The organism is Pseudoalteromonas sp. ABV4_021, from assembly GCF_056159365.1.
Genome location: NZ_JBSWVB010000001.1, coordinates 1,435,527 through 1,448,972, shown reverse-complemented (window position 1 = coordinate 1,448,972; position 13,446 = coordinate 1,435,527). Strand labels below are relative to the sequence as shown.

Genomic DNA, 13,446 nt, shown 5'->3' with positions numbered 1-13,446 from the left:
AAATAGAATAAACGCAATAAAATGATACGTGCTTTAGATTGAATGCTCTATTCACCAAATGGAGGATTAGATTTTGTTACAAAATTAAACAAGTGTAAAAAAATACTCCGTTTGGCGTACTTAAAAAACTGCGGTTTTACTTATGATTTGCGTTCTGTTTTTTGCGCCTGTTTTCTTTAAAATACGTTGCACATGTGTTTTTACGGTTGCAGGAGAAATAGCTAACTCTTTTGCTATTTCTTTATTCTGAAGGCCACTTTGAATATATGTGACTATTTGATTTTCTTTGCGAGTGAGTGCACTAATAGGTTTGAATTCAAGCACACGATTTTGCAAATATTCCAACGCAATCGTAGACAGTGCTGCCCTACTATAAATCAGCTCCACATTGCTTAACAAAAGTTGTAATAAATCGATAATTTGCTGTGGCGGTAGTGTGGTATCTATAATTCCGCGATATCCTTCTCGCATATACACACATTCCTGCTCTAAGCTAATCTGTTTTGATAGTACCACAATCGAAGTTTTATCAAATTGACGAGTTAATTCGTCTGATAGACAATCAGACTCGACGAAGCAAACAGCATTGAGTGTATTATAAATTTTTATAATACTGTCGCCTGGCATTACAAAGCGCACTTTAACGTCAATTAAGCAAGCACATTTAAAGACCTTGCTCGCAAGATCATGCTCTTTACCAACAATGTAAAAGTCCATTTTAATCTCTGATATTAACGTTTAGTCATTTGATAGTTTTTTGGTAGGTTCTCTAAAAAAAGCGCGTTATTAAGGCGCTCAATAGATTTTAGTTTAAATGTTAACGCATACATTTTGTTTGTATATTTTGAAAACATCATTTGAGGCTTTTCACTCAACATATACAAAATATCGAGTGGTAAAAAATCAATTAAGCCCATTTTTGCGAGCGCCATTTTTTTACGTTCTACAACTGCGTGTTTTATTAGTTTTAACTCATCAGTTGTTAATGAATACTGGTTATCTAAAACTGGCGTTACGATGTAAAGTTGCTCACCCTCATTTTCGGCTACAAAGACGTTGCCTTGTTTTTCAAAATCTAAAAAACGTGGGTACCCAGATTGTTTTTCCATTTGTAAAAGTAATTGGTAAAATTCGTCATCTGACTTTTTCCAATTCATTTGTTTTTTAACGCGATCTTTATAACTTTTATCGTCCAAAACATAATGCTGTTTAGAATCGTGTTTATATAGCGATGATGTTCTTTCGTTAAACAATACGACTTCTGTCATATCGTGTTGTGCTTCAATATTAAGGTCAAATCGTGTGGCTTCGGCACTAATCCATAACTCGCTGTTACCATAGGGGGAATCATCATGAAGTACTTGATAAGTTAACTTAAGTGTTTTTGCATGTAAGGAGTTACACAAAGAGAATAATACGAATAAAATGATCGTAAATAAGTTACGCAGCATAGTTTCAATCCTTGAAGCATTTTTCAGTAATTAGAGGTTTTACTTAAATCAGTTTTATGGGAACATATTATTTTACATTTTGCAACGCTTTGTAATTTAGTAACTTTATAAATTCAGAACAACATAGGACGTGTTATGAAAATCAGCCCCCTTGCTATGTGTGCCACAATAGCAATTTCTGCATCATTCCCTTTAAATGCAAAAACCAATCAACTAGCGCAATTTATGTCGAATATTGAAGGGTCTTCAATAACCCATCAAGATTACAAAAAGTACGTTAAAAAAACCGTATTGGTTGGGTTTGAGCAAACTGGCTATCAAGGTAAAGATGTCAAAGGTTCACTTAGCTCAACTAGCTATAGTATTCCGCTTGCGTTAAGTGAAGTAGATGTTGTTGAACAATATCAAGCTGCGCTTGAAAAAAGTGGTTTTACACTTATAAGTCAATGCTCTGCATCGGCGTGTGGCAGTATCGCGAGTATGGCTAACGCCTTAGGTATTTCCGCACCATTTGGGTTTGATGAGACACAAGAATTTCGCTCTTTTGCCATTAAAGACGACCTTTATGTCACCATTTATGCAACGGGTTACGATAAAGCGCGCAATCTGAATGTGCAGGTTGTCGAAAAACGCAATAATGATTCAACAGTATCTGTCGACAAAGCGTATATTGATTCGCTTATCGATAAGCAAGGAAAGTATCAAATTCCCAATATTCAATTTAAATTTGATAGTGATGAGTTAATCGAATCTTCGGGGAAAAGCATCGAAAAGCTAGCAACTTACCTAAAGTCTGTGCCTAATCAAAATTTCTATTTAGTCGGTCATACGGATGACAGTGGTAATGCTCAGTACAATCAAACATTATCAAAAAAGCGCGCGTTGGCTATTCAAACTAAGTTAAGTGATTTAGGTATTGAGAAATCGCGTTTAGTTGCAATTGGTGTCGGTGAGTTTTCACCTAAAGAAAGCAATGCATCAGAAAACGGGCGTTTATCTAACCGCCGTGTTGAATTAGTTAAGCGCACAGACTTACTGTAAACAAAAACGCCCAACAGACGTTGGGCGTTTTACAATTGTTCTTTATAAGTTGTTATCTAAATAACACTTCTTCTTTTTTAAACCAATGTACACATGCTGCCATCAACACACCAGCTAACACAGCGGTAGCGATAAAAATCATACCAACATAGCTGTAATCTACTGTGCCTTTAATTATTTCTTTAATTGCTAATGCCACATTGGTAATTGGCACCATAGCTGTACTCATGCTGAGTTCCATATTTGGCATCATGGCAACAATCAGCGGTAAAAACGCCAGCATTGACAATGGTCCCATATAGTTTTGCGCTTCTTTAAACGAACGTGCGTAGATTGAAATCGCGAGCACAAGTGATGAAAATACACACGCAAGTGGAATTAGCAGTAATAAGATTAATGCAAAGTCCATAAAGCCAAGCATTGAAAATGCATCAGTTATTTTTTCAACATCAAAGAAGCTACTTGCCAACTTCATCCAAACTCCCATACTGGCGACGGTTATTAATGCCGTGGCAAGCGAGGTAAAAAGTACGGTAAAGAACTTACCCAATACCAGTTCGGTGCGTGGAATTGGTGTAAGCAGTAAAGTTTCTAATGTACCGCGTTCCTTTTCACCCGCGCCTAAGTCAATGGCCGGATAACTTGCACCGGCAAGCACTAATGGGATCAATAAATATGGAATTAACGCGCCGAGCTTTTCACCTAAGTTTTCACGTAAATCGGCGGTATCTACTTTTTCTAGTACAACAGGGTTTAACAGAGATTCTTGATGCTCTTTCGCAATACCGAGCTTGTTAAAATGCTCACTTTGTAATGTTTGCGAAAACTCTTCAGCCATTTCTTTAATGCGGGTAAAAATAAAACTGAGTGAAGATGCATCGTTAAATACAATTTGCCATTCATTACTGCTACCACTTTCCAACGCGTCTCGCGCATCTGAAGGAATAACAATACCAACATCAATTACTTCGTCTTTCACTGCTTGTTTTAATTCTTCAACGGTTTTGAAGTCACCTTCTACCAGCTTAAAGTTTTTATGAAAAAACAATTTGTCTTTAAATTCTGGTGCGTACTCAGCGTTGATAATTGCATAGTTATGAACCTTTTGCTCAGCTTCTAACGCTGCTTTACTCATTAAAAAGCCCATCAGCGCAAAAATCACCGGAAAGATTGCAACCGGTAAGGCAACGACAAAAATAAGGGTTTTTCTATCGCGCAGCAGTTCTTTTAACTCTTTTAAAAATACCTCAAACACCTTGTTGCTCCTTCAAAATCGTTAAAAACGCATTGTTTAATACATCACTTTGACCACGTGCTTTAAATTCATCAATCGTACCATCAAAACAGGTAATGCCTTTATCAATCACACTTACGCGTTCACATAAAAGCTCAACTTCATCTAAATGGTGAGTTGAGAAGATTACCGGTGTGCCCTTAGCTTTAATACTTTGAATAAAGCTGATCACAGTTTGCGTTGTCATAATATCAAGGCCCGTTGTTGGCTCATCAAGCACAATTACTTCGGGGTTATGCACTACTGCACGGGCAATATTGGTTTTTTGCTTCATGCCGGTTGATAAATGCTCCGCTCGCTTATCTAAAAAGCTATGCATATCAAGCATCTCAAACAACTCTTCACAACGCGTTTTTACCGCTTGCTTATTCATGCCATGAAGCCGTGCAAAATACTCAATATTCTCCTTCGCGGTTAATCGCCCGTAAAGCCCGGTAGAGCCAGATAAAAAGCCAATCTTTTTACGTGCTTCAAGTGGCTTTTTAACAACGTCTATGCCGTTAATTTCAATTTTTCCGGCATCAGGTCCCAATGCAGTTGAAAGCATGCGTAATGTCGTGGTTTTACCGGCTCCATTTGGTCCCAATAAACCCAGTACTTCACCCTTATCACAGGTAAACGACACATCACGAACTGAGTGAAAGTAATCTTTGTCTTCTCTAGGATCCTTTTTTTCTTGGTTTTTTACTTTGTGATCTTTAGTAAGCTTAAAACGCTTTTTCAGCGCCGACACTTCTATCATTTCAACTTCCTTCGTTTAGGACGAAAATAATCGGTATTTTCGTAAAATGCTTTTTCTTTGTTTTGCTCGTACCAATTTGGTACGCCAAGTAACGGTAATGGAAACAAACTGCTGTTATCGCAAAGAATGTCTTCGTTTTCAATAAGATTTTCAAGATAACTGTCTAGCCAAGCATACCTATCTTTCAGGCATTTTGGCATTAATTGATGTTGAGCGGTGATATACAGCGCTTTTCCGGTTAATCCAAGGTAAGGGCGTGTTGCCATTTCGTAGTTTGCATGGCCAAACATAAACGGATAAATCGTACTGTGCCACTGTTCACGCTGGTTAAAAAAACCTTCAACCCATAAATGATTTTTCAATAAATCTGCCTGCGCTTGATCACATACGACTAGCACGCCGCATTCATCCAATAATGTAATGGCATTGCGCTTTTTTGAACGCTCGGTTTTACCATGTTTATTTATTTGCTCAATATGCAATTGATTAAGCAATGCCTTTGTTTTTGGAAAGAGTAACCAAATAAAGGCACCAAACAAATCGTGCCAGTTCTCCAAACGCGTTGGGATCTCTCCCTTATCAAAAATGATTTCTTCGTAATAACCGTGTTGCCAGTCAACATCGTCATTGGCAACAAATGAAATTTGCTGGTTATTTCGGTTTGTTATGTTTATAGCTAAGGAGTTTAGCCAATCAAGTGTTGGCCAGTTGGAAAATTGCGTTAAATTAAATAAGGCGTTTAAATCGTCAAAGATCCCATGATGTAAAAAATCAGTCGTCCAATGTGCTGGGGCTTCAAATTTCATTCTGGTGATTTAAAAAGTAAAAACTAAAACGCGTACTTTAACGCATTTACTAGCACAACACTAAACTAGTTTTTATAATCGCCTAAATTTGTGACACAGGTTGAATTATGAAAAAACTAACGCCAATCGGTATTGCCGTCTCTTTATTGTTAAGTGGCTGTGCAACAACCAATGATCAACACGCGCTAGATGCTGCTTATGACAGCATTAATGCCGAACAACTCGGACAACATATAAAAACAATTGCATCAGATGAGTTTGAAGGTCGCGCGCCATCTACTAAAGGTGAAGAGCTCACCCTTGCCTATTTAGAAAAACATTTTAAAGCATTAGGCTTTGTAGGTGGCAACAAGGGTAGCTTTTATCAAGAAGTACCACTTGTATCAATCGAAGCATCACCAAATATGTCTCTAACGATTGATGGCAAAGCATATCAATACAAAAAAGATATGGTAATGGGTACGAGTCGCATGAGCGAGCTTGAAGCCATTGAAAATTCAGAGCTGGTATTTGTCGGTTATGGTATTAACGCGCCTGAGTATAACTGGAACGATTACGAAGGATTAGACGTTAAAGGAAAAACCGTCGTAATGCTGGTTAACGATCCTGGTTTTGCTACGCAAGACGAGTCACTCTTTACCGGTAACGCAATGACCTATTACGGCCGTTGGACGTATAAATACGAAGAAGCATCACGCCAAGGTGCAGCTGGCGCAATTATTGTGCATGAAACTGCCCCTGCATCTTATCCATGGTCGGTGGTTGAAAACTCGTGGTCAGGCCCGCAATTTGGTTTTCAAAAAGAAAACAAGAATATGGATCGCGTAGCAGTTGAAGGTTGGATCACGCTTGATGTTGCCAATGAGCTGTTTACTAAAGCCGGTCTTGATTTTGCAAAAGAGAAAGCAAAAGCCGCGAAAGGTGGATACTCAGTTGATATGGGTGATTTAACTGCTTCTGTAACGGTTAAAAGCGAAATTAAAAAATCAGTTTCACGTAATTTTATTGCGACATTGCCGGGTGCTGAAACACCCGACGAACATATTATCTATTCAGCGCATTGGGACCACCTCGGCAAAGATCCAAATAAAAAAGGCGATAACATTTATAACGGTGCGCATGATAACGCAACAGGTACTGCGGGTATGATTGAAATCGCTGAAGCGTTCGCAATGCTGCCGAACAAACCTGCCCGTTCAGTGACCTTCTTAGCAGTAACAGCAGAAGAGCAAGGCTTATTAGGGGCCAAGTATTACGCGGCAAACCCAGTTATCGATGCAAATAAGTCTGTTGCCAATATTAATATGGATAGTTTGAACCTGCTAGGTCGTGTAAAAGACATGAGCGTGGTTGGCGCTGGTAAATCAGAAATGGATGAATACTTAGCGCGTGCTGCGGCAAAGCAAAGTCGTACTTTATCTGGCGATCCGCGCCCTGCTGCTGGTGGCTACTATCGTTCTGATCACTTTGCATTTGCACAAATGGGCATTCCAGCGATGTACTCAGGCGGTGGCACCAAAGCAATTGACGAGGAAACAGCCCGTTACCGCAAACGTATGGGACTCATTTTACGTGGATGCTATCACCAACCATGCGATCAATACCGTAAAGGCTGGGATCTTTCAGGTGCAGTTGAGGACTTACAACTGTTTTATCAAGTTGGTTTAGATATCGCTGACAGTACGGCTTGGCCTAAGTGGTACAGTCAATCAGAGTTCCAACGAAAAAAATAATCACCGCGATTGATTAAATTAAACGGTAATGTGATTGATTCGCATTACTGTTAGTACTATAGTGAAGCTAATATTCGATTAGGTACACTGTATGTTGTTTTCCCTCTCACAATTCGCGCTACCAAAACACGCAATTAAAAGCACTCTCGCTTATAAACGCTTGTTTTTACCAATAGCATTGCTCTGTCTTATTTTTAATGAGTCTACCCGCGCTGTAGTGCTTGGCGCCCTCGCCGATGCATTTTTACAAGTAACTATGTTTGTTGCTGCAACGCTTTATGGCTATTACTTATTGGTAAATCGATTTCCTAAACTTGAGTTAAGTTATATAGCACAGGTTGCACCTAAGCTTGAAATTCCGTTTGCCGCTTTGCTCGGTGCACTACCAGGCTGTGGCGGCGCAATAATAGTGGTAACACAATACACTAAAAAACAAGCCAGTTTTGGCTCCTTGGTGGCGGTACTCATTGCCACTATGGGCGATGCGGCATTCTTACTTATCGCAGCAGAGCCAAAAACAGCACTGTTGGTATTAACCATTAGTTTTACAGTTGCAACACTGTTTGGTTGGATCGTAAATTTAGTACATCCCGCTGATTTCCTTGCGCCAAATACACCATCACATCAACAATTACAGTGTCAAAAGTTACCTAAGCCTGTTGGTTTTATCAGCCTTCAATTTTGGCGTATTGTCTCATTCCCAATGACAATTGCCGCACTGCTTGTCGCATTTCAATATGACTTTGGTGAAAATATTAACCAAGGCTTAGGTTATATCGCTGCGGCCTGTTGTTTTATTGTGGCGCTATTATGGGCGTGCTCATCTCCTGGTAAGAGCTATCAAGATGTCACCGCTGAAGACGACTGTAGTAAAGAAAGTTTAACGACAAAGGTACTGCAAGATACACACTTTATCACCAGTTGGGTGGTAGCTGCGTTTATTGGCTATGAGCTATTTGTACTGTGGTCAGATGTGAATATAGCGGCTCTTTTTCAAAACTACGCCGTGTTACTGCCGCTTATTGCCTGCTTAATTGGTTTATTGCCAGGGTGCGGGCCACAAATTCTTGTCACCTCACTTTATATGCAAGGATTAGCGCCCTTTTCCGCACTTATGGCAAATGCCATTTCAAATGATGGTGATGCCCTTTTCCCTGCTATTGCACTTGCACCAAAAGCAGCGCTCATTGCTACCTTGTATACCTCCATACCTAGTTTAGCTATTGGCTACTTAATCTTCTTTTTTTAGTAAATTAAAAAGGGGTCATTTGACCCCTTTTTTCTAATTAGCTCATTGCCATTAACATGGCACTTGGCGTTTCCAAATAGTGTTTCCACAAGTTATTGAATCGTGCCATCGTTGCACCATCAATAATTCGGTGATCGCCTGACCAAGATATTTGCATAATTGCACGTGATTCAACCTCACCGTTAGCATTAAAGCGCGGTAAATGTTGCAGTTTACCGAGCGCAACAATCGCAACCTCAGGCTTGTTGATAATTGGTGTTGCTGTTGTGCCACCAATTGCACCAATATTTGAAATTGAAATTGTGCCGCCTTTTAAATCGGCAGGCGTGACACGGCCTTCGCGCGCTTGCTCTGTTAAGCGTGATACTTCATTGGCAATATCAACCATGTTTTTGGCTTGGCATGATTTGATATTGGGTACTAATAGACCAAGTTTTGAGTCAACCGCCATACCAATGTTGTGATCGTTAAAGTATGTTAGCTCTGTGCAGTCCGCATTAACTTGCGAATTGATCACAGGGAACTCTTTCAACGCTAAAGACAATGCCTTAATAAAGAACGGCATCATGGTGAGCTTAACGCCCTGCTTTGCATACTGCTCTTTAAGGCTTTTGCGCAAACTGATAAGTTCTGTTAAATCAATCTCATCGCTCAATGTGAAATGTGGAATAGTCGATACCGACTCCATCATTTGTTTCGCCATCGCGGCTTGCATACCACGAATTGGCTCAACGCGCGTTGCTTGCGTTTGTGTTGCTACTACTGACGCTGATGTGTCGTCTGTACGCTTAGACGCTGTACTGCCGTCATTTAAGAAACGTTTAATATCTTCTTTATAAACACGGCCATTTTTACCAGAGCCATCCACTTTCGCAATATCAATGTTATGCTCTCGCGCTAAACGGCGTACTGCTGGGCTTGCAACGGCTTTGCCGCTGGCAACAACTTGTGAAGGTGCTGCTTCAACCTGCTTAGCTGAGGCATTTTGTTGGGCGTTAACCACTTTTTCTTGGATATTGATAACTTGTGCACTGGCAACTTGCATTTGGAAAAGCGGAGCGTGTACTTTGGCAATCTCACCTTTTTGATGGTAAAGCTTGGTTACTCGGCCCGTGTGTTTAGCAGGAATTTGTACCAGCGCTTTATCTGTCATTACATCACAAACCGCTTGGTCTTCTTTGATTTCATCGCCTTCAGCAACTAGCCAATCAACAATTTCACACTCAACAATACCTTCGCCGATATCCGGTAAAATAAAATCTTCAAGTGCGGTGCCTGATGGCGCTTCGCTTGCCACTGGCTGCTCAGTGCTCGTTTCTGGCGCTGCTTCTTGAGGCGCGCTCGAAGCCGCTGCACCATCAACATCCATTGCAAAAAGCGGCTCATGCACTTTCGCAATTTCACCTTTTTGATAATACAACTTAGTGATAACCCCATTATGCACTGCAGGTATTTGTACCAATGCTTTATCGGTCATTACATCACAAATAGGCTGATCTTCAGCTACTGTATCGCCTTCGCTAATAAGCCATTCGACTACTTCGCATTCAACAATGCCTTCACCAATGTCTGGTAAAATAAAATCTTGACTCATAACCACTCCTTAAAACTGCACTGACTGCTTAATTGCTGATAACACTTTTAATGCATCAGGAATGTATTCTTTTTCCAGTGCAAGCGGATACGGTGTATCTAAACCACATACGCGACTAATTGGCGACTCTAAATGTAAGAAACACTCTTGCTGGATTGTTGCAGCAATTTCGGCACCAAAACCGCACGTAACAGGTGCTTCATGGCTGATAAGTAAGCGCCCTGTTTTAGTTATTGACTTTGCAACCGTTTCAACATCCCAAGGTTGAATACTGCGTAAATCAATCACTTCACAGTTAATGCCATCTTGCTTCGCCATTTCAGCTGCTTTTTCAACGATTTCCATTTGTGCACCCCACGCAAGCAGCGTGATGTCAGAGCCTTCAGAGACTACTTCTGCTTTACCAATTGGGATAATAAAGTCATCTTCAGGCACATCTCCAATAGATGCGCGATATAAACGCTTAGGCTCAAAGAAAATAACTGGGTTATCGTCTTTAATACATGCGCGTAACAAACCTTTTGCTTGGTATGCGTTGCGTGGCACAACCAATTTTAAGCCTGGTGTATGAGCAAAATATGCTTCTGGCGATTGAGAGTGGTATAAACCGCCAGCGATACCGCCACCGTATGGCGTACGAATGGTTAGCTTACCTACGTTAAATTCATTACCACTGCGGTAACGGAACTTTGCAGACTCGTTTACGATTTGGTCAAACGCTGGGAAAATATAATCAGCAAATTGGATTTCTGCGATGGCAGGTGCACCTGCTGCCGCTAAACCGTTAGCAAAACCTAAAATACCTTGCTCTGTAAGCGGCGTATTAAACACACGGTGCTTACCGTATTTTTCTTGCAAGCCACTGGTAGCCCGAAAAACACCGCCAAAGTAACCAACATCTTCACCAAAAATACAGGCCAGTGGATGTTCCGACATTGAGATATCAAGCGCAGAATTGATCGCTTGTAACATATTCATTTGTGCCATTATTTGATTCTCCCTGCGGTTGTCGGGTAAGCGTCTGGATGCGCTTTTACATGCTCTTTTAATGCTTCGAGTTGTTTTTCAAGTAATGGAATTGGTGTGTCGTACACATCAGTAACTAAATCTTCAATCGGTGGCTTAGCCACTTTTTCAGCTACTTTTACAGCGTCTAAAATTGCTTCTCGCAAGCTTTCATCTTCTGCGTTATCTTGCGCTTCGTCTAACCAACCTTTGCTCAATAAATAGCCTTTAAAGCGTTGAATTGGGCATTTAGTATTGGTGCTTTCTTCTTCTTTTGAACGATAGCCCGTTGGGTCATCCGACGTCGAGTGCGCACCTAAGCGATATGCAATCGATTCAATTAATACTGGCTCACCCGTTTCAACACTGTATTGACGTGCTTTTTGCGTCGCAGCATAAACTGCAAGTGCATCTGCGCCATCAACACGAATCGTTTTTATGCCATAACCTACACCGCGGCTGGCAATACCGTCACCAGCAAATTGCTCGTCTGCCGGTGTTGAAATCGCATAACCATTGTTTCGCGCAAAAAAGATAACCGGTGCTTTTAACACTGCAGCCATATTCAGGCCCGCGTGAAAGTCACCTTCAGATGCAGCACCTTCACCAAAATAACATAAGGTGATGTTATCAATTTCAGAATCAAGCTCACCCGATTGCGCGTTAATGTGTGGAATTTTTTGTGAATATGCATAGCCTGTTGCTTGTGGAATTTGCGTTCCAAGCGGCGATGAAATCGTCATATAGTGCAATTCTTTTGAACCATAGTGAATTGGCATTTGACGACCTTTACCCAAATCTTTCTCATTGGAGAACATTTGGTTCATAAACTGCTCTAGGCTAAAACCGCGATAACGCAATGCGGCTTGTTCGCGATACTGCGCCATAATCATATCACTGTCTTTTAGCGCTGCGGCACTGGCCGTAACTGCGCCTTCTTCACCTAAACATTGCATATAGAACGAAACGCGACCTTGGCGTTGGGCTGCTTGCATACGTTCATCTAACGCACGGATGAATCGCATGGTTTTGTAAATTTTTAGTGCAGTGTCTTTATCAATGTTTGGATCTACCGCGCCTTTTACTAAATGACCGTTTTCATCTAATAAACTAACGGTAGGTATGTCTAATGCGGATGGATCGATAAACTCGAGTTCCTTTGACGCATTTAACGACACATTTTGCGGGTTCGTCATAGCTTACCTCTAATGATGTAGCGCTTTAAAAATGAGTAAATATCCAATTTAGCAACATAATTAGCAATACGTTGAGATACGCATAACAGCTAGGTTATTTGAAATAAATGCATCAATTCAACTAACATTAACCATTAAATAACTAATTTATGCAAATGACTGGTATGATTAGTACATATCACCCATAAATTGGACTGATATTAAATTAAAGTTAGCTCGACTTTACGTTAACGTAAACGGATATTCAACTAATTTTAGCTGAATATCCGAAAAGGTGTGGCAAGATATTTATACAAAATCTGTTTTATTTTGTAGCGGGATAACAGTTAATAATGCGCGTTGACCAATTGCCACGTTTGCATTAGGGAAAATAATGGCTTCGCCATCAACATCGGCAAAATATTCAGTGTTGCCATCACTCGCCAACAGTTCACCTTTTGCAAAGCCGGTAAAGTTTGCAGCGCTGTCGCTAAATGGAAAACTAAAGTTTTGCTCTGTGCGATTAATGGTACGGTAGACATCGAACAACTCAAAGTCATCAAAGTTAAACTCTGGATACTGCATTTCGTGTTGAGAGATCAGCTGAGTCAAGCTCTGTTTAGCTTTTTCAAAGCGTGACATATCGTTTTCGCCAAACGGCCTTACTTTACCTAGTTCGATTGTGAACGCATCGGCACCAAAGGTACTGCTAGAAAAATAGCTGAATGTGGTTGCAGCAGATTTCATCATCATTACAGTATTTACACCGCAGCTTAATAAAAAGCTCAATTCTTCTTTTTTCCAGGGTTTACCGTGTAAAAATGGGTATACCGCGAATTTTTCATTCTTAGAATCACGAATGGCTGTGTGTAAGTCGTAATGGATACGTTTTCTGTCTTCAGCGGCTTCTTTATTAAAGAAATCACTTACGTAGTTTTCGAGTTTTGCCGCACGTATTTTTTCATTATTCTGCTCACCTGCTTTGTGTGCGCCACAAAACAAACGATTGAGGTTTTCTTCAACAAAACGCTTCGCAATATTAATAGATGCAGGGTTACCAAAAATAAACAGCACACGATGCGCTAGGGTTAATTTACCCTTAATAATGTTTTGGATAAGCTCATCGCAAATTTCAATAGGCGCTGTTTCATTGCCATGTACAGCTGACGATAACACAATGTCTTTTTTGCCATAGCTAGTTGGAGTAAATTCAATTACGCCTGTATCTTTAACGCTGACATGCGTGCCGTTCTCTAAAGTGAACTCAAAAGGGTCTAAATGCCATTCATGATTACGGGTAATTGATAAAAAATCGCCTGAAGTTGCTAGATTTGTTGTTGTCATAGTACTCATCTT

General features: G+C 40.4%; 12 protein-coding genes. 3 read left to right on the top strand and 9 right to left on the bottom strand.

The genetic code is table 11. The annotated features are described in order from the left end of the window. Window positions 1-120: 120 nt before the first annotated feature. Both ACXAFE_RS06865 and ACXAFE_RS06860 read right to left on the bottom strand, forming a co-directional pair. Window positions 121-717, bottom strand: coding sequence for a response regulator transcription factor (locus tag ACXAFE_RS06865; protein ID WP_475150442.1), 597 nt, complete (start codon window positions 715-717; stop codon window positions 121-123). Window positions 718-731: 14 nt separating this feature from the next. Continuing rightward, entirely contained in the window at window positions 732-1,451 is a 720-nt protein-coding gene (locus tag ACXAFE_RS06860; RefSeq protein ID WP_475150438.1) for a hypothetical protein, read from the bottom strand. 135 nt (window positions 1,452-1,586) lie between these two features. On the opposite strand from ACXAFE_RS06860, the gene ACXAFE_RS06855 reads away from it, so the two are divergent. Next, entirely contained in the window at window positions 1,587-2,492 is a 906-nt protein-coding gene (locus ACXAFE_RS06855) for an OmpA family protein (RefSeq protein ID WP_475150435.1), read from the top strand. Window positions 2,493-2,544: 52 nt separating this feature from the next. Here the strand turns inward: ACXAFE_RS06855 and ACXAFE_RS06850 are convergent, their stop codons facing one another. Genes ACXAFE_RS06850 through ACXAFE_RS06840 form a run of 3 tightly spaced genes read right to left on the bottom strand, consistent with a single transcriptional unit; the run spans window position 2,545 to window position 5,334 of the window. Then, the gene (locus tag ACXAFE_RS06850) at window positions 2,545-3,747 is read right to left on the bottom strand and encodes an ABC transporter permease (protein WP_475150432.1); all 1,203 of its coding nucleotides are present in this window, start codon (window positions 3,745-3,747) and stop codon (window positions 2,545-2,547) included. Next, window positions 3,740-4,528 (bottom strand): ABC transporter ATP-binding protein, encoded by a 789-nt coding sequence (locus ACXAFE_RS06845; protein ID WP_475150429.1) that lies wholly within the window; start codon window positions 4,526-4,528, stop codon window positions 3,740-3,742. The genes ACXAFE_RS06850 and ACXAFE_RS06845 overlap by 8 nt, the downstream gene beginning before the upstream one ends. Then, a complete protein-coding gene (locus ACXAFE_RS06840; RefSeq protein WP_475150426.1) occupies window positions 4,525-5,334 on the bottom strand; it encodes a DUF3025 domain-containing protein in 810 nt (269 codons plus the stop codon). Before ACXAFE_RS06840 ends, ACXAFE_RS06845 begins: the two co-directional genes overlap by 4 nt. A 107-nt stretch (window positions 5,335-5,441) precedes the next feature. Here ACXAFE_RS06840 and ACXAFE_RS06835 point away from each other — a divergent pair, with 107 nt between their 5' ends. Next, window positions 5,442-7,067 (top strand): M28 family metallopeptidase, encoded by a 1,626-nt coding sequence (locus ACXAFE_RS06835; protein ID WP_475150422.1) that lies wholly within the window; start codon window positions 5,442-5,444, stop codon window positions 7,065-7,067. A gap of 91 nt (window positions 7,068-7,158) precedes the next feature. Next, window positions 7,159-8,316 (top strand): putative manganese transporter, encoded by a 1,158-nt coding sequence (locus tag ACXAFE_RS06830; RefSeq protein WP_475150418.1) that lies wholly within the window; start codon window positions 7,159-7,161, stop codon window positions 8,314-8,316. A 37-nt stretch (window positions 8,317-8,353) separates the two neighbouring features. Here the strand turns inward: ACXAFE_RS06830 and ACXAFE_RS06825 are convergent, their stop codons facing one another. The 4 genes from ACXAFE_RS06825 to astE form a co-directional block, all read right to left on the bottom strand. Continuing rightward, on the bottom strand, window positions 8,354-9,910 hold the full coding sequence (locus ACXAFE_RS06825) for a dihydrolipoyllysine-residue acetyltransferase (protein ID WP_475150416.1): 1,557 nt from the start codon (window positions 9,908-9,910) through the stop codon (window positions 8,354-8,356). A 9-nt stretch (window positions 9,911-9,919) separates the two neighbouring features. Next, window positions 9,920-10,897, bottom strand: coding sequence for an alpha-ketoacid dehydrogenase subunit beta (locus tag ACXAFE_RS06820; RefSeq protein ID WP_475150413.1), 978 nt, complete (start codon window positions 10,895-10,897; stop codon window positions 9,920-9,922). After that, window positions 10,897-12,111 carry a thiamine pyrophosphate-dependent dehydrogenase E1 component subunit alpha gene (locus ACXAFE_RS06815; protein ID WP_475150411.1) on the bottom strand — a complete coding sequence of 405 codons (1,215 nt, stop codon included), beginning with the start codon at window positions 12,109-12,111 and terminating at the stop codon, window positions 10,897-10,899. The genes ACXAFE_RS06820 and ACXAFE_RS06815 overlap by 1 nt, the downstream gene beginning before the upstream one ends. A 288-nt stretch (window positions 12,112-12,399) precedes the next feature. After that, window positions 12,400-13,443, bottom strand: coding sequence for a succinylglutamate desuccinylase (gene astE / locus ACXAFE_RS06810; RefSeq protein WP_475150408.1), 1,044 nt, complete (start codon window positions 13,441-13,443; stop codon window positions 12,400-12,402). Between the last annotated feature and the right edge of the window lie 3 nt (window positions 13,444-13,446).

Bases quoted from the DNA above. Each gene is read 5' to 3' on its own strand.
- ACXAFE_RS06865 (WP_475150442.1), bottom strand. From the start codon at position 717: ATGGACTTTTACATTGTTGGTAAAGAGCATGATCTTGCGAGCAAGGTC.
- ACXAFE_RS06830 (WP_475150418.1), top strand. From the start codon at position 7,159: ATGTTGTTTTCCCTCTCACAATTCGCGCTACCAAAACACGCAATTAAA.
- ACXAFE_RS06815 (WP_475150411.1), bottom strand. From the start codon at position 12,111: ATGACGAACCCGCAAAATGTGTCGTTAAATGCGTCAAAGGAACTCGAG.
- ACXAFE_RS06840 (WP_475150426.1), bottom strand. From the start codon at position 5,334: ATGAAATTTGAAGCCCCAGCACATTGGACGACTGATTTTTTACATCAT.
- ACXAFE_RS06860 (WP_475150438.1), bottom strand. From the start codon at position 1,451: ATGCTGCGTAACTTATTTACGATCATTTTATTCGTATTATTCTCTTTG.
- ACXAFE_RS06825 (WP_475150416.1), bottom strand. From the start codon at position 9,910: ATGAGTCAAGATTTTATTTTACCAGACATTGGTGAAGGCATTGTTGAA.
- ACXAFE_RS06855 (WP_475150435.1), top strand. From the start codon at position 1,587: ATGAAAATCAGCCCCCTTGCTATGTGTGCCACAATAGCAATTTCTGCA.
- ACXAFE_RS06835 (WP_475150422.1), top strand. From the start codon at position 5,442: ATGAAAAAACTAACGCCAATCGGTATTGCCGTCTCTTTATTGTTAAGT.
- ACXAFE_RS06820 (WP_475150413.1), bottom strand. From the start codon at position 10,897: ATGGCACAAATGAATATGTTACAAGCGATCAATTCTGCGCTTGATATC.
- ACXAFE_RS06845 (WP_475150429.1), bottom strand. From the start codon at position 4,528: ATGATAGAAGTGTCGGCGCTGAAAAAGCGTTTTAAGCTTACTAAAGAT.
- astE (WP_475150408.1), bottom strand. From the start codon at position 13,443: ATGAGTACTATGACAACAACAAATCTAGCAACTTCAGGCGATTTTTTA.